At 67.4% G+C, this 18,974-nt stretch carries 13 protein-coding genes and 6 pseudogenes; 8 read left to right on the forward strand and 11 right to left on the reverse strand.

Annotation, left to right across the window (positions count from 1 at the left end; genetic code table 11):
• Nucleotides 1–103: 103 nt before the first annotated feature.
• Both OG946_RS31655 and OG946_RS31660 read right to left on the reverse strand, forming a co-directional pair.
• Nucleotides 104–2,128: an aldo/keto reductase gene (locus tag OG946_RS31655; protein ID WP_326799377.1), complete on the reverse strand. Its 2,025-nt coding sequence runs from the start codon at nt 2,126–2,128 to the stop codon at nt 104–106.
• 36 nt (nt 2,129–2,164) lie between these two features.
• Nucleotides 2,165–2,497 (reverse strand): annotated as a pseudogene (locus OG946_RS31660) (carbohydrate ABC transporter permease); the annotation flags it as partial.
• 46 nt (nt 2,498–2,543) lie between these two features.
• Between OG946_RS31660 and OG946_RS36250 the strand changes: the two are divergent.
• A pseudogene (locus OG946_RS36250) lies at nt 2,544–2,681 on the forward strand (IS110 family transposase); the annotation flags it as partial.
• Nucleotides 2,682–2,849: 168 nt separating this feature from the next.
• Here OG946_RS36250 and OG946_RS36255 read toward each other — a convergent pair.
• From OG946_RS36255 to OG946_RS31670, 3 genes and pseudogenes are all read right to left on the reverse strand, one after another.
• Nucleotides 2,850–3,719: pseudogene (locus tag OG946_RS36255) on the reverse strand (alpha-hydroxy acid oxidase); the annotation flags it as partial.
• 146 nt (nt 3,720–3,865) lie between these two features.
• Nucleotides 3,866–4,575: pseudogene (locus tag OG946_RS31665) on the reverse strand (ISL3 family transposase); the annotation flags it as partial.
• Nucleotides 4,576–4,800: 225 nt separating this feature from the next.
• On the reverse strand, nt 4,801–5,436 hold the full coding sequence (locus OG946_RS31670; protein WP_326799378.1) for an FMN-dependent NADH-azoreductase: 636 nt from the start codon (nt 5,434–5,436) through the stop codon (nt 4,801–4,803).
• Nucleotides 5,437–5,648: 212 nt separating this feature from the next.
• On the opposite strand from OG946_RS31670, the gene OG946_RS31675 reads away from it, so the two are divergent.
• Nucleotides 5,649–6,002, forward strand: a complete 354-nt coding sequence (locus tag OG946_RS31675; RefSeq protein ID WP_326799379.1) for a winged helix-turn-helix transcriptional regulator — start codon at nt 5,649–5,651, stop codon at nt 6,000–6,002.
• A gap of 174 nt (nt 6,003–6,176) precedes the next feature.
• On the opposite strand, the gene OG946_RS31680 is transcribed toward OG946_RS31675, so the two are convergent.
• The 4 genes and pseudogenes from OG946_RS31680 to OG946_RS31695 form a co-directional block, all read right to left on the reverse strand.
• Nucleotides 6,177–6,860, reverse strand: a complete 684-nt coding sequence (locus OG946_RS31680; protein ID WP_326799380.1) for a DsbA family oxidoreductase — start codon at nt 6,858–6,860, stop codon at nt 6,177–6,179.
• A 149-nt stretch (nt 6,861–7,009) separates the two neighbouring features.
• Nucleotides 7,010–8,291 (reverse strand): annotated as a pseudogene (locus OG946_RS31685) (IS701 family transposase).
• Between the two features lie 143 nt (nt 8,292–8,434).
• A complete protein-coding gene (locus tag OG946_RS31690) occupies nt 8,435–8,962 on the reverse strand; it encodes a DinB family protein (protein ID WP_326799381.1) in 528 nt (175 codons plus the stop codon).
• Nucleotides 8,963–9,362: 400 nt separating this feature from the next.
• On the reverse strand, nt 9,363–9,830 hold the full coding sequence (locus OG946_RS31695) for a MarR family winged helix-turn-helix transcriptional regulator (RefSeq protein ID WP_326799382.1): 468 nt from the start codon (nt 9,828–9,830) through the stop codon (nt 9,363–9,365).
• Nucleotides 9,831–10,148: 318 nt separating this feature from the next.
• On the opposite strand from OG946_RS31695, the gene OG946_RS31700 reads away from it, so the two are divergent.
• The 5 genes from OG946_RS31700 to OG946_RS31725 all read left to right on the forward strand — a co-directional run bounded on the left by OG946_RS31700 (nt 10,149) and on the right by OG946_RS31725 (nt 16,458).
• Nucleotides 10,149–10,436 (forward strand): helix-turn-helix domain-containing protein, encoded by a 288-nt coding sequence (locus tag OG946_RS31700; protein ID WP_326800424.1) that lies wholly within the window; start codon nt 10,149–10,151, stop codon nt 10,434–10,436.
• A gap of 581 nt (nt 10,437–11,017) precedes the next feature.
• Nucleotides 11,018–12,487, forward strand: coding sequence for a group II intron reverse transcriptase/maturase (gene ltrA, locus OG946_RS31705; protein WP_326799383.1), 1,470 nt, complete (start codon nt 11,018–11,020; stop codon nt 12,485–12,487).
• 653 nt (nt 12,488–13,140) lie between these two features.
• Complete coding sequence (locus OG946_RS31715) at nt 13,141–14,094, forward strand: DUF5996 family protein (RefSeq protein ID WP_326799384.1); 954 nt, start codon at nt 13,141–13,143, stop codon at nt 14,092–14,094.
• Between the two features lie 619 nt (nt 14,095–14,713).
• Nucleotides 14,714–15,793, forward strand: coding sequence for an LLM class flavin-dependent oxidoreductase (locus tag OG946_RS31720; protein ID WP_326800425.1), 1,080 nt, complete (start codon nt 14,714–14,716; stop codon nt 15,791–15,793).
• Nucleotides 15,790–16,458 (forward strand): NADPH-dependent F420 reductase, encoded by a 669-nt coding sequence (locus OG946_RS31725; protein ID WP_326799385.1) that lies wholly within the window; start codon nt 15,790–15,792, stop codon nt 16,456–16,458. The genes OG946_RS31720 and OG946_RS31725 overlap by 4 nt, the downstream gene beginning before the upstream one ends.
• A 233-nt stretch (nt 16,459–16,691) precedes the next feature.
• On the opposite strand, the gene OG946_RS31730 is transcribed toward OG946_RS31725, so the two are convergent.
• On the reverse strand, nt 16,692–17,030 hold the full coding sequence (locus OG946_RS31730; protein ID WP_326799386.1) for a GNAT family N-acetyltransferase: 339 nt from the start codon (nt 17,028–17,030) through the stop codon (nt 16,692–16,694).
• A gap of 22 nt (nt 17,031–17,052) precedes the next feature.
• A pseudogene (locus OG946_RS31735) lies at nt 17,053–18,041 on the reverse strand (pirin family protein).
• A 121-nt stretch (nt 18,042–18,162) separates the two neighbouring features.
• Between OG946_RS31735 and OG946_RS31740 the strand changes: the two are divergent.
• Complete coding sequence (locus OG946_RS31740; protein ID WP_326799387.1) at nt 18,163–18,651, forward strand: carboxymuconolactone decarboxylase family protein; 489 nt, start codon at nt 18,163–18,165, stop codon at nt 18,649–18,651.
• Nucleotides 18,652–18,974: the final 323 nt, after the last annotated feature.

An 18,974-nucleotide genomic window follows, 5' to 3' on the forward strand; every position in this document is an offset into this window, starting at 1 on the left:
GGTGTGCGCGGTGTCGGTGACGCGCTCGCGGAGACCTCCGCGACCTGCGCCGGGACGCCGGACTCTGCGAGCCCGTCACCCTCACGCCACGAACCGTCTGACGCTACTCCTCCTCGCGCAGGTCCAGCCAGGCGACCTCCTGCGCGGAGAGGCGTATGCCCAGCCCCGGGAGGGAGGTACGTGTCTCCGAGACCTGCCGGGGACCGATCAGCGGGAAGACCGGGTACGGCTGGTGGAGCAGCCATGCCAGGGCGATCGCCGTGGGGTGGACGCCGCGCTCGCGTGCGAGCTTGCGGGCGCGGTCCAGGCGTGCGAAGTTCTCGTCCGAGTAGAAGCAGCGCACCAGCTCCGCGTCGCCGGTGTCCTCAGGGCCGGCCCGGCCGGTGAAGAACCCGCGTGCCTGGCTCGACCACGGGAACAGGGCCACCTCGCGCTCGCGCAGCCAGTCCTGCGATTCCGGGTCGCTGACGTGCAGGCAGCCCTCCCACGGCACGGCGTACGCGCGGGCCAGGCTGAGGTGGTTGCTGAGCACGGTGAACGGCTGCCGCCCGTTCCGGCGCGCCCACGCGTTGGCCTCGTCGACCCGCTGCGGGCTCCAGTTGGAGCCGCCGTACACGCCGATCCGGCCGGCTCGGCGGTGCTCGTCGAGGACGTCCACGAACTCGCCCGCGGGGATGTCGGGGTTGTCGCGGTGCAGGAAGTAGATGTCGACGTGGTCGGTGCGCAGCCGCTCCAGGCTGATCTCCAGCTGGCGGCTGAGCGAGGCGGGGTCGCAGTGCGGCGTGTGCGCGCCCTTGCCTATGACCACGACGTCGTCGCGGACCCCGCGGTCCTCCATCCACCGGCCGAACTGCCGCTCCTGCCGTCCCCCGCCGTAGTGGTACGCGGTGTCGAAGGCGGTGCCGCCGTGCTCGAAGAAGTCGTCGAAGACGACCGAGGCGTGGATCTGGTCCGGTTGGTTGTCGACGCCCATGACCAGGTGGGAGATGTCCTTGTCCAGGCCGGGGATGCGGGCGTGGGTCATCGCGGCGCCGGCGCGGCGGGCGAGCGGCCGGCCGGAGGCGGTGGGCACGGGGGCGTCGTCGCGCTCGCTGTCGTAAGCCTGGCCGAGGGCCGCCCGCCAGGCGTCCTGGACGGCGAGATTGCCGAGGGTGTCGGCCCAGCTCATCTGCGGGGCCTGGCGGTCGGCGAGATGGCCGGCGACGGTGTCGGCCTCCGCGGCGTAGATGTGCGCCGGCGGGATCCGGATCTCCCGCGGTTCCTCGCCCACCCGGTGCAGCACCAGGCTGGTGGGCTCGCCGTCCCCGCAGAACCAGGGGTCGGGTACGTCGAGGAAACCGCGGGAGCCGTAGATCCGGACCCGGTTCTCGTCGGCGAGCCGGATGCCGGTGGCGACCTGGGCGGTCAGCCCGCCGGCGAAGTGCAAGGTGGCCAGCGCCCACTCGTCCACGCCGGTGCGGCCGACGGTTCCGGCGGCGGTGATGTGCTCCGGGTCGGCGAAGGGCGCGCCCGTTGCGGCGCCGGCCAGCAGTCGGGCCATCGAGACCGGATAGCCGCCGACGTCCAGGATGCCGCCGCCGGCCAGGGCGTTGTCGAACAGCCGGTGCCCGGCGTCGAATCCGGGGCCGCCGAAGGAGAACTGCGCCTGGATGTGGTGGAGCTCGCCGACGGCTCCGTCCTCGACCAGCTCCACCAGATTCGCGGTCTGCGGGGTGCAGCGGTACATGTACGCCTCCATCAGGAACACGTCGGCTCGTACCGCGGCCTCGATGACGGCGGTGGCCCAGGCCCTGCGCACCGCCATCGGCTTCTCGACCAGCACGTGCTTGCCGGCCCCGGCGGCCCGCACCGCCCACTCGACGTGCTGCGGGTGGGGCGTGGCGACGTACACCGCGTCGACGGTGTCGTCGTCCAGCAGCTCCTGGTACGAGCCGTGCGCCCGCGGTGCGGCGAAGCGCTTGGCGAAGTCGCGGGCGGAGGCGGGGGAGCGGCTGCCGACGGCTGCCAGCGTGCCGGTGCGCGAGCGCGGCAACTGGCCGGCGAAGCGTGCGGCGATCCCGCCGGTGCCCAGGACCCCCCAGCGGACCGTTTCGGCCGTGCGGGGAGTCCGGTTCGGGATGTCGTGCATGGAGCGAACACCTCTCTGTGAAGGGCGGAGCCGACTTCAGAACTTCATGGCGCCCGCGCCCAGGTTGGCGATGAAGTGCCGTGCGCCGATGAGGAAGACCCCGATCAGCGGGATCACCGACAGGAGCGCCCCGGTGATCACCATCGACTGGTCGGTGGTGTAGACGCCGTTGAGCTGCTGCACGGCCACCTGGAGTGTCACCTTGCCGGGGTCGGTCATCACGATCAGTGGCCAGAGGTAGTCGTTCCAGACGTGGAAGAAGGTGAAGATGCCCAGGAACGCGAGCCCCGGGCGCAGCACCGGCAGCCTCACCGTCCACCACTGGCGGAAGAACCCGGCCCCGTCCACCCGCGCCGCGTGGATCAGCTCGATCATCCCCGGTGCGGCCAACGCCTTCGGGATCTTCTGGATGCGCCGCCACATCTCGGCTCTCCGTAACCTCTTCAACCGCATGATCGGTTGCCTCCACCACTGCCTCACCAAACGCGTCCATTACGACGAAAGCACTGCGTTCCCCACCCGACCCGAACCTTGTCTCGCGGTGGCAGCTTGACTCCTTGACCGCATCGGAGGCGCCCAGAGCAAATCGCATTCCACTGGGCCCAGCGAGGGGGTGCCCGCGATGCGCATCGCCTCGGCGAGTTCCCTCGTGAGTTCGCCGACCCAGCCGGGCCACTCCCGCGTCCCCCGCAACGGTCAGCGCCCACAGCACCGGCCGTCCGATGAAAACCGCGCGGGCCCCGAGCGCGAGGGCAGACAACACGTGGGTGCCCCGGCGCAGCCCGCCGTCCACGTAGACCTCCGTGCCAGTGCCAGCGACCGCATTGACCACCTCCAAAAGTGCCCAGGCCGTGGGCACCAGCCCGTCCAACTGCCGACCGCCATGATTGGAGACCAGCAGCCCGGAGGCGCCCGCCGCCGCGAACTCGCCGGCGTCGTCGCCCCGCAGCACTCCCTTGACCACAACTGGTAGTCCGGTCTGCTCCTGCAACCAGCCGATGACCTCCGGGGTGAGGTCGGGAGCATGCTCGGCCGCCTCCGGGGCAGGGAAGCCGGTCATGTTGCCGTACAACTCGTCCGGCTGGACGAAGTCGGCCACCTGGGCACCGGGCTTGCCGTGCGAGCCGATCACCGGGGTGTCCGCCGTGAGAACAACCGCCCGCGCCCCGGCGGCCTTCGCCCGCCGCAGCACCTCCACGGTCAACGACCGGTCCCGGGCCACATACACCTGCACCCACCACGGCGCTCCACTCGCCGGCAGGTCCGAGAACGGAATCGCCGTATTCGAGGTCACCGCCAGCAGCGACCCGGCGCGGGCGACACCGCGCGCGGTCGCAGCCTCGCCCGCCGGATCCGCCCTGCGCTGCAACGTGCTCGGGGCAACGAGGACGGGCGTGCTAACAGACGTGCCCAACACCGTGGTCGAAGTATCGCAGGCAGACACATCGCGCAGCACATGCGGCCGCAGCCGCAGACGGTCCCAGGCTTCACTCGCTTCCGCCGCGCTCATGCCCGCACCAGCGCCCCGGCGGAAGTAGCCGTAGATGTCAGCAGGCAGGGCCCGCGCCGCGTGTTCCTCCAGACCATCCATCCAGCGAACGAACTCTGTCACCGCCGGCCCTCCCCAAGAAATCGATCTCTGCCCCGACTTACTTGCGTTCCAGTCGTACCTTCAGCTCAGAAGATCGGAGAGATCTTGATCACAAATTGAGCGGCTTTTCACAATCGAAGGTGTAGTTACGGCCTGAACCCACCGGTATCGAGCAGCGATCTTGCGACGTAGTTGGCCAGGTTGCGGAAATGAGCGCGGATCCGCGCAGGTGCTCGAGCCGACCGTTGATCGCCTCCGTCGGCCCGCTGCTGGTCCCGGGATGGTCGAAGTACGCCAGAATGTCAGCGGCGCGCTTCTTCAGAGTCCGTCCCAGGGTGATGACCTCGGTGAGGGCCTTCGGTACGCCGGTGCTGATGGACTCGATCAGCTGGACCGTCAGCTCTCGACCGTGACGCCGGTCGGCGGTGCGGTAGGCAGCGATCTACCGCTGGTAGACGCTCCAGGTGGCCTCGACCTCGACGTGGGCATCGTCGGCGAACAGCGCGGACAGTCGGTCCTTCTGGTTGTCGGTGAGCAAGTCAGCTCCGGTGTGCAGGGTCCTGCGAGCGCTGTAGAGGGGGTTGTTCTTCATCCCGCGGTATCCGTGGATCGCCACTTGGAGGCGTCTTCGGCACCGGTCGAGTGCGTCGCCGGCCAGCCTTGCGACATGGAACGGGTCCATGACCGCGACAGCGTCGGGCGGTTCTTCGACGGTGGCGGTCCTGAAGCCGGTGAACCCGGCCATCGCGACGACTTCCACGTTGTCCCGCCAGGCATCAGGGCGGCTGGCGAGCCAAGTCTTGAATGCTTGCTTGGAGCGACCCTCGACCATGTCCAACAGTGGGGTCGGGCTCGACGACCCGGCACGCGAGGACTAGGCGGTCGGGTCCGAGGCGTTGGCCGGTGGCTTCGAGGCCGAGTTCGTCGAGCCGAGCAAACGTGGTCAGGTCGGGACCGGCACGGGTGTCAGACAAGTCGTGAAGTTCTGGATCGGCTGCGCGACCTTTCTTCGAGCGTCCCGTCAGGGCGTAGGGCTGCTCAGCGCCGTCGCGGGTGGTGTGGTCCGTGACCGTTGGGGGTTTCAGGCGGCGGTCGCGGTAGCGATCGTCGCGGCGAACTCACGAGCACGGTCGTGGGCGTCGGCCATGGATGCCTCGTGCATCGGGAGAAGCTCCGCCAGGGACGGTGTGTGGGGGGCCATGGTCAGCTCGGGGACCACGGTGGCGACATCGAGTCCCAGCAGTTCCTCTCGTCCGAGCACCGCCTCAGTGGTGGGCACGACGTAGTCGAAGCCGTGGTTGGGGGCGCCGGGACCGTAGCTGCCACCTCGGGCGGAGATCAGCACCGCCGGACGTCCGGCAGCCGGGGACGGCCTGAATGTGCGACCGAAGACGATGATCTGGTCGAGCCAGGCCTTGAACACCGACGGCATCGACAGGTTGTACATCGGTACCGTGAACAGGTAGGCCCTGGCGCCGAGGAACTCCTTGATGAGCTCGTCCTGCAATGCGGCTGCGGCAGCCTGCTCGTCGGTGTGATGGGCGGGATCGGTGACGCGGGCGGTGATGCCGGCAGCACTGAGATGGGGCACGGGTGCTGCGGCGAGGTCGCGGTGGACAACCTTGCCGTCCCAGCCTTCAAGGAAGGACTGGGCGACCTGGCGCGAGACCGAGGCCTCGCCGAGCGCGGAGGAGTCAATGTAAAGCAGGTACGACATGGGTGGGTGTTTCCTTTCAGTAGTGGCGTGAGAGCGCGCTTCAGTGATCGACCAGAGCGAGTCGTTGTCGTGGAGTGGTGTGTGGTTCGCCGACGTGTTACATACTGGTAGTGCGGTTACACACCAGATGAGAGGCGAGTGCGATGGCGTCAGCGCGACAGATCAGTGGTCCGTGCCAGGCGTGGCCAGAGGACAGCGCCTTCATCCGTGAGGTGCTCGATCGCATCGGTGACAAGTGGACAGTGTTGGTCATCAGCACCCTGAGCACCGGCTCGCTGCGCTACTCCGACTTGCAGGCGAGCATCCCGGGAATCTCCCAGCGGATGCTGACCCAGACCCTCAAGCGCCTCGAGCGAGATGGACTGATCACGCGGACCGCGTACCCCGAGATCCCGCCGCGAGTGGAGTACGAGCTGACGGACCTGGGGCGGTCCCTGTTGGATGCGGTGACGGCGATGGCTGGTTGGGCCGCCGCCCACCACAGTGAGATCGCCAGCAACCGGGCCGCCAGCGAACTAACCGGAGTCGGCCGTGGCAAGACATCGGTCAGCGCGTCGGCAGGCTGAGCCGTCGGTGGTGCTCATCGCTGCGCAGCGCCGGGCACATCGCCCGCGGCGTTCTCGTTGCTCGTCTCCACGCTCGACGCCCCGTCGTCGGCGTCGTTGGAGCACGTGCCGGTAGCAGGATCGCACCACCCGCCGGAGGGGACCGCCACGATCTCGAGCCGTCCTTCGCCCGGCTCATGACACACGCTCACTCGGCACGGGCCCGGCCACCTGCTGCAGCAGCTGGCCGTAGACAGGGACCTTCTGGGCGCCCGGGGCGGCCACCCGGCGGTCGAGGACGACGAACGGGACGCCGGCGGCGCCCAGCTCCAGGCCCTCGTCGCGGTCGGCGCGCACTCGGTCGGCGTACTCGCTGCTCGCGAGGATCTCGCGGGCTCGCCGCCCGTCCAGTCCGACTGCCTCCGCGACGCCTGCGAGGGTGGCCGGGTCGTGGGGGTTGAGGGTGCCGGCGAAGAAGCCGTCCTGGACGGTGGAGAAGAACTCGAACCCGCGGCCCTGGTCGTTGGCGTACTGGACGACGCGGTGCAGGTCGAATGTGCTGGCGTTCAGGCGGTTCAGCGAGTACTCGAGCCTCTCCTGGCGTGCGAGGGTCTGCATCTGGCGCTCGGCCTGGAGGACGTCGACGGCGGTGCCGCCGTGGGCACGGAGGAAGCTCTTTTCGTTCTCCTCCGGCTCGTGCGGCGCGCCCGGGTCCAACTCGAACGACCGCATTACGATCTCGAACCGATCCGCGTCCGGACGCTGCGCGATCGCAGTCTGGAGTCGGTGCTTTCCGACATAGCACCACGGGCAGCCCAGGTCAGACCACACCTCGATGACGACCTGCGATCCCTCGGATTGAGTTGGCTGCTCAACCATCTTGTCACCTCACTAGTAGTGCGTAACACCATCATGAGTGAGTAAGGGAGAGCTTACAAAAGGCACTTTGAAGTGCGTCAGCATCGCCCGTCAGGCACTACACCCTCAGCTGCGAAGAGCCCGTTAGTACTCCGGTACGGTTTCGTGATTTACCCTGCAGATTCGTCGACGGCCCGTCGTCGGTAGTGGCTTCTTCGGGCTGTTGCCTGGTGGTGTCTGCGCCAGCTGGACCAGTCCAGCAGCCTGGCCGCTGTCATGGCTGGTGGGTGGAAGACGGCGGCCAGGAGGTGACGGAACTCTGGCACGGTCAGTGTGATCGGATCGCTGCTGTCGGCGGGCAAGTGGGTATCGGCGGGCCGCCGTGGTGCCGTGTCGGCGGCGATCGCGGTCAGGAAGGCCAGGGCGAGCATGGCGAGCGTGATGTGCCGGTGCCAGGAGGTCCGGTGTCGGACTTGGTAGTGATCGAGGCCGACTTGACCCTTGGCGGCTTGGAAGCATTCCTCCACGCATCCAGCGGATGCCGGCGACGTGGACCAGTTCGGACAGGGGTACTTCGGTGGGTGACCAGCACAGGTAGAAAGCGAGTTCGTCGGTGGACCGGTTGTGGCGGATGAGCAGGTGCCGGTGGCTGCCGGTGCCGATGGGGACCCAGGCCCAGTCGTAGTAGCGCGGTCCCTTCGCGCCGTTGCCGGCGCTGTGCCGCTGCCAGGCGGTGGCGGGCAGGCGGCTGGCGACGGTGTCCGCGCGGACAAGGGTGCGGTCGTAGTTGATCTTCACCCGGGTCGGGCAGGCGACTGCCAGGACGTAGCCGATGCCGCGAGCCTCGAGGGCGGCGCGTAGCTGAGGGTCCTGGCCGTAGGCTTCGTCGCCGGTCACCCACGGTGCGGTGATCCCGGCGTCCAGCGCGGCGGTGACCATTTCCGCGGCCAGGCGGGGCTTGGTGGCGAACTGCACGGTCGGGGGTATCCCGGCCGCGTTGCGGCGTTCAAGGTCATCGGGCCGGGAGCTTTCCGGGAGGTAGAGCCGTCGGTCGATCAGGGCCCGTCCTCGGCTGCCGGCGTAGGCGAGGAACACGCCGACCTGGGAGTTTTCGATGCGTCCTGCGGTACCGGTGTACTGCGTTGTACCCCTGCCGAGGAGTGGCCCTTCTTCACAAAGCCGGTCTCGTCGACCACGAGAACGGCGCCGTCGGCGCCGAGACGGTCGGCGACGTAGGCCCGCAGGTCGTCGCGGACCGCATCTGCGTCCCAGCGGGCGCAGCAGCAGGCGCTGCATCGGCCCGGGCCGGGCATGGCCCGCGCGTTCGGCCAGTTGCCGGCAGTTCTTCCGCTCGACGCCTGACAGAAGCCCGAGCAGGTAGGCGCGGGCCACGGCCCGGGGCTCAACTCGCCCGAACCGGCCAGCAATCCGGGCCATGACCTGCTCGAACATCGCCCGCCAACGGGCAGGGCCTTCGCTATGGCCCGCGGCCACCGTACGATCTTCAGGAGTCCACACAACCCCCGGTGATCACGCGGTGGTCGTACCCGTTCCCGGCCGACCCTGATACGAGATCATGAAGCTGGACCGCAGTGCTAGGTCAGCACCAACCAGCGCCGGCCGTCGATGAGCTCTCGTGCCGCATCGAGATGGCCGGCGTGGCATGCAGTCTCAGTGATGACGTGCAACAGGACGTCGCGCAGGGTGTGCAGATGCGGTTCGCCGAACAGGTCGTGAGGCCACCAGGCCAGGACGGCGTCAGCAGGGGTGGTGGTGATGATGGCGTCGGAGAGCTCTACCTCCTGCCGGTATCCGTCGAGCACGTCAAGGGCCCGCGCTTCCGGAGGCACGTTCCAAGCTTCGTCGGCGCTCGTCAGGCCGCGGATGATCTCCTGGTCCCCGGTGACGACTGCACGGAACCAGAAACGCTCAACGTCCAGCGCGAGGTGCTGGACCAGCCCCAGGCAGTGCCATCCGGATGGCAGCACCGGCCGTCGCAGAGCCTCCCCGTCGAGCCCGTCAAGGATGCCGAGAACGTGGCGGCGCTGCCCGTCCAAGACCCGAAGGAGCGCCCTGACCTCACTATCCGGAGCCGTTTCACTCGTATTTTCGGTCACGGGCACCCAGGATTCCTCAACTCCTGTGGTCATGCAGGAAGTTCTCCGATGCCCGGGACGCACAACCAACGGCAGGCCAGCGGAACCGTGGATGCGAGCAGCATCCGACAGCGTCTGCCGCTCCAGGGACACGTCGCCGTGACGACTTGCCGCACCCTCCAGCCGTGGATCACGAAACCGTACTGGAGTACTAGGCGGCTGTCGCGCGGCCGGAGTTCCTGGCACGAGGCACCATCTGGCGCCTTGAGGAGGCCTGCGGGATGTTTGGCCTTTGATCCCTGACCAGTGGTTCAGCGGTGAGCGCGTCCGTCGCGAACTCGGCTGGTAGCCCGCGCGTCAGGACGTCGTCGCCGTGCCGGCGCAGGGCTGACCTCCCGTGATCAGGCAGTCGCGTCCCCTCGCCCGGTCAGTCCGGCTGCTTCTCCATGTGGTCCAGGACACGCTTGGAGATCCGAGAGAGTGTGCTGAGCTGGTTCGGGGTCAGGGCATCGATGAACAGTCGGCGGACGTGCTCGACGTGCGGGGGTGCGGCCGCTTCGATCGCCTTGTGGCCGGCCGGAGTGGCGACGATGAATGCTCCGCGTCCGTCGTCGGGGCATTCTTCCTTGGCCACGAGCCCGCGTTTCGCCATCCGCGTGACCTGATGGGACATTCGGCTCTTCTCCCACTCCACGCTTTTGGCCAGATCCAAGAAGCGCATACGCCCGTCGCTTCTTTCGGTGAGGCTGACGAGCACGAGGTAGTCGGAGGCGGACATCCCGGAGTCGGCCTGGATGCGGCGGGAGAGCCGTCCGACGAGCGTCTCCTGCATACGGATGAAGCTGTCCCAGGCAGCCTTCTCTTCCGGGTTGAGCCAGCGCGGTGGTACCTCCATGAGGGCAGTCTACTCAACTTAAAAGCGGGGTGTCCTGCGGGCTGGCGCCTCATGTTCCCGGCGGTATGCCGGTTGTGTGAGGTACGCGCAAGGAGTCGGGTTGACCGATCAGCGGCGGGCCTTCCGTGAGGGGTTGCGACTCGGGGCGGCCGAGCGCGGTTCCGGGCCGGCGATGACAATGCGGTGATCGCCCGTTGCTTGCGGATCAGCGTGCGGTCGGTGCAGCGCTGGCGCAGGTCCCGGTCACAGGGCGGAACACGAGCCCTTGCATCCAAGGGACCGGCGTCACGGCCGCTGCTGAGCGACGAGTTGTTCATCGTGCTGGAGGCGGAGCCGGCCAAGGGCGCCCTCGCGCACGGCTGGCCGGACCAGACCTGGACCCTGTCGCGCATCAAGACCTTCATCGGACGCCGCCTCCATAAGTGCTACACCGTCCAGGGCGTGGCCGCGCTGCTGCGACGGCGCGGCTGGAGCTGCCAGGTCGCGGCCCGCCGCGCGATGGAGCGCAACGAGGCGGCGGTGGCCGGCTGGGTGAAGGAGCCCTGGCCACAGGGGGAAGGATCGCGGCGGCCCTCGCGCCTGGCTCGTCTTCGAATTGCGCCGTGAGGCGCTGTGATTCGTGTGGAGGTGAGAGACCTTCACCGCTGACCTGTCGTAGCAGGGATGTGGAGCTGAGGGCAGCCTGATCCGGGTGATGCCGGGGAGGGCGGGAGCGGCCCTGACAAAGCCGGGACGTGCCAGTACTGCCAGATGGTGCGGGTCCGGCGAGCGGGATGGAGAGGAGTACGCGAGGAACCGGCGTCTTTACGTCTCTTAACGACTACACCGGCTCGAACCTGGCGGATCTGGGCCGGAAGCGGTGCGCACTCGTCGCCTGGTGGCGGCGGGGAACTCCTGGGCCGGTGTTTCGAAGCCGGTCGGGAGGCCACGAGGAAGGTCTACGGCGTACTCGTGGCGATGCCGCAGGGACACAGTCGGGCTCCTACTCCAACGAGCGAATCACAGTGAACACGGGAACCACCCGTTCTCAACTCCCCGGTCGTGCACGGCCAGTGCCCGGTTGGGGATAGGTGCATCGACAGCCGAACGGTCCGGGTGGGGCGGAGCCGCCGTAGTACTCCGAGCCGGGGAAAGCCCGCGCACATGGGGAAGGGCGGCAGCGGTATCGAGAAGGGAAGGAGGCTGCAATGCCGAAAGACGCACCGCTGAACAGCAGTGCTCTGCTGGAGGCGGACCCGGTGGGTCCACGCCAGCGGGTATCGGAGATGCAGGCCAAGCTTCACCGTTGGTCGGTGGCCGATCCTGGTCGCCGGTTCGATGATCTGTTCAACCTCGTGCATGACCCGGCGACGCTGATCGTGGCGTTCGAACGGGTCGCCGGCAACCGGGGCGCCCGCACTCCCGGCGTGGACGGCCTGACGGCCGCCGACGTCGAGAAGCGATTCGGGGTCCCGGGGTTCCTGGACGACCTACGGGCCCAGCTCAGGCTGGGCTCGTTCCGGCCGCTGCCGGTGCGGGAGCGCAAGATTCCCAAGCCGGGCGGGTCGGGGAAGGTTCGGCGGCTGGGGATTCCCGTGATCGCCGACCGGGTCGTCCAGGCCGCGCTGAAGCTGGTGCTGGAGCCGATCTTCGAGGCCGACTTCAAGCCGGTCTCCTACGGTTTCCGCCCCAAGCGGCGGGCCCAGGACGCGATTGCCGAGATCCACTTCTATGGCACCCACGGCTATCGGTGGGTGCTGGACGCGGACATCGCGGCGTGCTTCGACGAGCTCGACCACGTCGCGCTGATGGACCGTGTCCGGGGCCGGGTCAAGGACAAGCGGGTGCTGGCGCTGGTGAAGGCGTTCCTGAAGTCCGGGCTCCTCACAGAGCTCGGGGAACAGCAGGAGACGTTCACCGGCACGCCGCAAGGGGGCATCGTCTCCCCTCTCCTGGCGAACATCGCCCTGTCGGCGCTTGATGAGCACCTGCACCGGGCATGGGAGCCGGACGGGGAGCTGTCCACCAGCGGTCGGCGTGAACGGCGGAGTGCCAAGGGCCTGCCCTCGTGGCGGCTGGTCCGCTACGCGGATGACTTCGTCGTCCTGGTCAAGGGGACCAGGCAGGACGCCGAGGCACTGCGCGAGGAGGTCGCCCAGGTCCTCGCACCGATGGGGTTGCGGTTCTCGGAAGCCAAAACCCAGCTGGTGCATCTGAGCGAGGGGTTCGACTTCCTGGGGTTCCACATCCAGTGGCGCCGCGTACGCGGAACGGACAAGTGGTACGTCTACACCTTCATCGCCGACCGGCCTCTCCGGTCGGTGAAGGCGAAGATCCGTACCCTCACCCACAGAACGTCGCAGCAGGACTTGGCCGTGGTCCTGGTGAACCTCAACCAGGTCACCCACGGATGGGCCAACTACTTCAGGCATGCCGTCGCGAAGCGCACCTTCAGCAGCCTGGACAACCTCGTCTGGTGGCGAGTCGTCCGGCTGCTGCAAGAGCGGCATCACTGGAACTGGACGGACGTCCGCAGACGGCTCACCACCCCCACCGGGCGGTGGCGGCCGATCAGCGCGGGCGAGATCGAGTTGCGGAAGATCAGCGCGATCCCGGTCACCCGGTATCGCTACCGCGGCAACACGATCCCCACCCCATGGACCTGCGAGACCGTCTGACGGCAGAGACCGTGGAGAGCCCGTTGCGTCGAGAGGCGCACGGCGGGTTCGGCGAGAGGTCCGGGGAAACGGACCGGGAGCAATCCCGGCACCGCGCCCCGGGCCTACTCAGCGACGAAGCCGGATTCTCGATGACGCCGCCGACCGGCGCGTCTCCCCTGCGAAATGCCGGGCCGCCTTGCGGAGGATGTCGCGTTCCTCCTTCAGCTCGCAAGGTTAGTGACTGAGAAGCCGAGCACGGCAGTGATGGAGGCGGGCACGAGCGGCGAATCCTAGAAGAAGGCATACAAGGCGGAGCCGACCACGGTGACCTTCGATGCCAGGCGCTGCCTCCATGCCGCCGATTGCGTCCAAGACTGCCCGAGATGTTCGACCGAAGAAGCGGCCGTGGGCCCGGTCGGACAAGGCTGCTCCACCTCACGTCGATGATCCGTGGCACCGGTGGCTTCCCGGCCGATGGCAACCAGCGCTCGGCCTGGGACGCCGGCTGCCGCTCCGGCAACGCCCTCCGAATACCGCAGGCCACCTACAGCTCCGGGATGGCCAGCCCCGGGGTCCGCCGGTTCCCCAGGCGGTCCGTCTCCCCGCCGATCGATATCTACGTGTCGCAGCGACCGACAACCTCTCAAGCTTTGCCAAGGATGTGAGAAGCGATGACCACACCAACGACGAACTGGCCGAGTCTCCGGGTCTCGGACTGGACCGCCACCCGCGACACTCTGCACATGTGGACCCAGATCGTGGGCAAGATTCGGATGGCCCACGCACCCCTGGTCAACCACTGGTGGCAGGTGACCTTGTATGTCAGCTCTCGTGGGTTGACGACGTCGGCCATTCCGTACCGCGCCGGGGCCTTCGAGATCGAATTCGACTTCGTCGGCCACCAACTCGAAGTCCGCAGCAGCGACGGCGGTGCGCGAAGGTTCCCGCTCCGACCCATGCCAGTCGCCGAGTTCTACACCCGGATCCTGTACACGCTCGATGAGCTCGGGATCGATGCCCCGATCCATCCTCACCCCAACGAGGTCGAGCCGGCGATCCCCTTTTCCGAGGACCATGACCACGCCTCCTACGACGGTGAAGCGGCTGCCCTATTCTGGCGCCAGCTGTTGCAGGCGAACCGGGTAATGGGCGAGTTCCGGTCGCACTTCGTCGGCAAGGTCAGCCCGGTGCACTTCTTCTGGGGAGCGATGGATCTCGCCTGCACCCGTTTCTCCGGGCGGTCGGCTCCCGCACACCCCGGCGGCGCGCCCAACTGCGGGGACTGGGTGATGGTCGAGGGCTACTCCCGGGAACTGTCGAGCTGTGGGTTCTGGCCTGGCGGCGGAGAGGAAGGCGCCTTCTACGCCTACGCCTACCCCGAACCTGATGGGTTCGCCGATTACCCGGTCAGCCCCCAAGGCGCCTACTTCAGTTCTGAGTTCAAGCAGTTCCTTCTGCCCTACGAGGCCGTCCGCGCCGCGCCCGACCCTGACCGCGCTGTCGCCGAGTTTCTCCACACAACCTACGAAGCCGCCGCAGTGCGCGGACAATGGGACCGCTCCGCGCTAGAAGACGACCCCTTCCGGTGGGACGGAACTTTTTCGCCTCGGCGGGCCTCCAAGTAGCCGAGACCGACAAGTCGTCCACGTTTGCTGATCGCTTCAGGATGAGTCGAGGTGCGAGTCTTGTGTTCGCTGATCGTGGTCGGCAGGGTCCCCGCAATGCGTGCCGATCTCGTTCCTGATGACCTTGTGGGAGCGGGAGGCGCCCCTTGCTGCCGCCCGCTTCCCGAACGACGGTCGGCGTCTCGGGGTGGCTTCGCGTTTCGGTCCGGGCCGCCCTCGCCGGCATCACGTACGTCCTGCGGACCGGCGTTGCCTGCGCGATGTCCCCGCCGGGCTGTCAACAGGGGGCGACCCGACGGGTGATGCGCAGATACACCCACCACGCCAGATTTAGTTGACGTGTAAACCATAGGGTGGCATGGTTTACGTGTCAACTAGATCGGCGGGGGTGGCGTGGGTGACCAAGGGGACGGCGAAGCAGGACATCCGACCGTTCGGCGAACAAGTTCCCTCCCGTCTGGGCGCGAACTGCCGGGCCGGGGATGACAACACGCGGGACCTGAGCGGCAGGGAACTCTCGCAGGTCGCCCGGGACGGACGTCCCGCCCGGTCGTCACGAACCACGCACCGCGACACCCCGACACCCCGACACCCCGACACAACGAAAGCGTTGAGCGAAGTGAACACGACGGATGTTTCACAAATCGAGTTCGGTATCGACAGCTTCGGAGACCGGCCCCGAAACGACCAGGGCGTGATCGTCTCGCACGCGCAGGCGATCCGCGCCGCGGTGACCGAAGCGGTCCTTGCCGACCAGGTCGGTATCGATATTGTCACGTTGGGCGAGCATCACCGACCTGAGTACGCGATCTCCAGCCCTGAGACGGTACTGGCGGGCATCGCGACGGCCACGAAGCGCATCCGGCTCTCCTCGGGCGTGACAGTGCTGTCCTCGGACGACCCGGTGCGGGTGTTCCAGCGGTTCGCCACAGTCGACGCGCTCTCCAACGGCCGCGCCGAGGTGATCCTCGGACGCGGTTCCTTCACCGAGTCGTTCCCGCTCTTCGGGTACGACCTGAAGGACTACGAGGTGCTGTTCGAGGAGAAGATCGATCTTTTCTATCGGCTCCTGGACGAGAAACCGGTCACTTGGGAAGGCACCACGCGAGCTGCCCTGCGCAATGCAGACGTGTATCCGAAGACCGATTCGGGACGCCTCAAGACCTGGGTGGGAGTTGGCGGGACACCGGATTCCGTGCTCCGCACCGCTCAATATGGCTTCGGGCTTATGCTCGCAATCATCGGCGGCTCTCCTGGCCGGTTCGCTCCCTACGTGGAGCTGTACCGGCGTGCCAGCGAGGAGTTCGGCACGACCGCACAGCCGGTCGGGATGCACTCGCCCGGCTTCGTTGCCTCCACTGACGAAGAAGCCAAGGAGCTCTTCTACCCTGGGTACAGGGATATCCGCGACCGGATCGGGGCGCAGCGCGGCTGGCCGCCGCTCCGCCGGGAGGAATTCGACGCCGAGGTGGACCGCGGGTCGCTGTATGTCGGCTCGGTTGAGACGGTCGCGGCCAAGATCGCCCATGCCATCCGGGTGCTGAACGCGGGCCGGTTCGACATGATTTACTCCGCCGCCGGCACCGTTTCAGCCTCCGCACGCCTGCGTTCGGTCGAGCTGTACGGCACCCAAGTCATCCCTCGGGTCCGCGAACTTCTGGCCGAGCAGCCCGCGGCCACGGCGGGAGCGACGCGATGACCAACCCTGTCACCACTATCGGGATCCTGGGAGCCGGGAAAGTCGGCACCGTCCTGGCGCGCCTGGCGGTCGCCGCCGGCTATCGAGTCCTGATCTCCGGGTCCGGTGACCCCTCCAAGATCGCGCTTACGGCCAAAATCCTCACCCCCGGAGCGACCGCCGTGTGGCCGGCCCAGGCGGCGGATGCCGCCGACGTGGTGGTCCTGGCTCTCCCGCTCGGCAAACACCGCGACCTCCCAGTCCGGAAGCTGGAGGGAAAGCTGGTCATCGACACGATGAACCACTGGTGGGAGGTCGATGGTCCCCGCGACGCAATCCTTCCGCCCGACACCTCATCGAGCGAAGTCGTTCAGCGGTTCCTGACCGGCGCACGTGTCGTGAAAGCCCTCAACCACATGGGCTACCACGACCTCGAAGACGGGGCTCGTCCAGCCGGCGGCCTCGGACGCAAGGCCATCGCGATCGCCGGTGACTCGCCCGAGGATCTCGCCGTAGTGTCTGCGCTCATCGACACTCTCGGATTCGACCCACTCGCCATCGGCGACCTTTCAGCGGGTGTCCGGCTCGAGCCCGGAACCCCCGCCTTCGGAGCCAATGTCGACGCCGACCAGCTTCGCGTGCTTACCGCCACCCCTGCTCCGACAAGACTTTTTGAGCACTCGTAACAGAACACCAGAAGCACCTCGGTCGGACCGGAGAACTGTGGCCACGCCGTGACGCTCTCTGAAGAAGGACAGTGAGGTTTTCTCAGCGAGATGGTCTTGGTGAAGCGGGTTGATGTGGGGCACCATGGGGCAGGCCGGACAATGGCGCTCAGCCCAGCCGCATCGGCTCCATCACCAAGGCCACCCTCGCCCTCAACAACAACCTGGAAATGAAAGAGGCTGAGAAACGTCACTCAGCCAAGCTGGGCCTTCAGCCACCGCAGGACGTCGGGCGTGACCGGGTCGGTGATGTCCGCGAACTCGTCGTGCCGCTTGAGGAACTTGGCGACGTAGGGGCAGACCGAGACGATCCGCATCCCGGATGCGCGCACGTCGACGAGTGCCTGCTGGACTAGCTGCGGGCCCAGCCCTTGGCCAGCGAAGGCCTCGTCTATCTCCGTGTGGAAGAAGACACGCTGCACGCCCAGGTCACGGTAGGCGGTCAGACCGGCCCGTTGGCCGTCGACCAGAATCTCGTATCGGCGATCGGAGTCCACACGCGCGACGACCGTGGTGGTGGAGGACTTGCTCATGGTGTGCCTTTCGTAAGGGAGGTCAGCGGGTCGGCGGGTTCCGGCGCGGTGTGATGACGGCGTTCGGCAGGGCCGGTGCGGGCAGAGGGCCGCCGGGAAAGTCCTCGATGACGCCGAAGCGGTCGGAGGAGGCTTCCCAGTCCTCGCGGGCCTTCACCATGTCCTCGTGGCTGCGGACGATGAAGTTCCACCACATGACGATCTCCTCCCCGAAGGGGGGCCTCCGGGAAGGATGGTCCGCGCTGGGACATCGGTCTCGTTCATCATCGTCAGGGTGTCCGCGCCGCGAGGGACGTAGCCGAGTTCGGCAGGCCGCAGCACAGTGTCGATCAGGCGAACGTCCCCGCTGTCCACAAGGAGGCCGTGCTCGAAAGTCGCGTCCACGGCGAGAGTGAGCGTCACGTGCGGTTCGATGACGATCTCGGCGCCGAGCAGCGGCGTGAAGGCGCGGGCCGGGGAGGTCCGGCCGACGAGCGAGCCCAGGAAGACCCTGATTTCGGCCCCGTCGACCTGCGTGGGTTCGGGTACGCAGTGCTGGAAGTCCCGGGCGGTATTGCGGTGTTCCTCGGGCAGCACGACCCACAACTGGACGCCGTGGATGACGGCGGTGTCCGGGGTGGAGACCTCTGAGTGGGCGATGCCGTATCCGCCGGTCACGAGGTTCATCTCGCCGGGCCGGACCATGGCGTGGGTGCCGAGGGTGTCGCGATGTTCGAGCTCTCCGCTGAACAGCCAGCTCACTGTCTGCAGTCCGGTGTGCGGATGCGGGGGCATGTCCATGCCTCCCGAGACGGCGACCTGGTGCGGGCCGTAGTGATCGGCGAAGCACCAGGCGCCGATGAGTGTGCGCTTCCGCTGGGGCAACGTCCGCCGCACGCGCATCGCACGCGGACCCCCGAGAGGGACCTCACGCGCCGACAGGACATCGACCCTGGAGGCTCCTGTCGGCCGGTCGCCTTCGACGAGCGCACCGCCGCGTAGAGCCGTGGCGTCGGTTTCCGCGTTGCTCATCGAGAGCACCTCACATAAAATCTGGTTGTTACATCAACCATAATGCCACAGGTCAGGTGCATGTCCACAGCACTCGCACAAGGCCGGGCCACTCCGAGTATGGCCCGAAGGAGGCCCCGACGTGACCGACCACACCCGCAGTTCACCACCCCGCAGGATCTTCATCGACAAACAGAGCCCCAAGGCCTTCCATGCCCTGGTGCAGGTTTCGGAGGCGGTCCGAGCAACAGCCTCCGAGGCCGGGCTCGAGCGCACCACCGTGGAACTCATCAACCTCCGCGTATCGCAACTCAACGGCTGCGCCTACTGCCTCGACGCGCATACCAGAGCGGCCCTGCGTGCCGGTGAATCACCGCAGCGACTCGGAATCCTGAGCGCATGGCGGGACACCGAACTGTTCACTCCCTCGGAGCGAGCCGCCCTGGCGCTGGCCGAGGCCACAACCGATCCGGTAGACGCCGCGACCCGGGTATCCGCCTTCGAGGCCGCCCGACAGGTTCTCTCCGAAGACCAGATCTCAGCCGCGATCTGGGTGGCGGTCACCATTAATGCGTTCAATCGCGTGTCGGTCATGAGCAAGCACCCCGTCCCGCCGCTTCATGACAAGTAGAGGCGGCCAGCCCGCCGGAGCGGTGGAAGGGTGTCCGCCGGAAGAGCAGAATTCTCGGGGAATGGCCTGCGGGCGGTAGCGGGTCCGCCCACCTCGATGTTCGCGGCGTTCTCAGCGAGCCAGTGGTGGCCAGGCGAAGTCGGTCAGTCGGCTCAGCGGGGCATTACGGTGTGACAGAAGGACCTTCCGTGTTGTGGTGCGGGTTCTGGTGACCCACGTCCAACCCGGAGGTCCTCCCTCACTCCAAGAACACCGCCTACGTGTCCCAGGGTTCACAAACTTCCCCGGACAGAACACCCTAGTGTCCTGAGTCGTGGTTTCGC

It is taken from the genome of Streptomyces sp. NBC_01808, assembly GCF_035917395.1.
GTDB lineage: Bacteria > Actinomycetota > Actinomycetes > Streptomycetales > Streptomycetaceae > Streptomyces.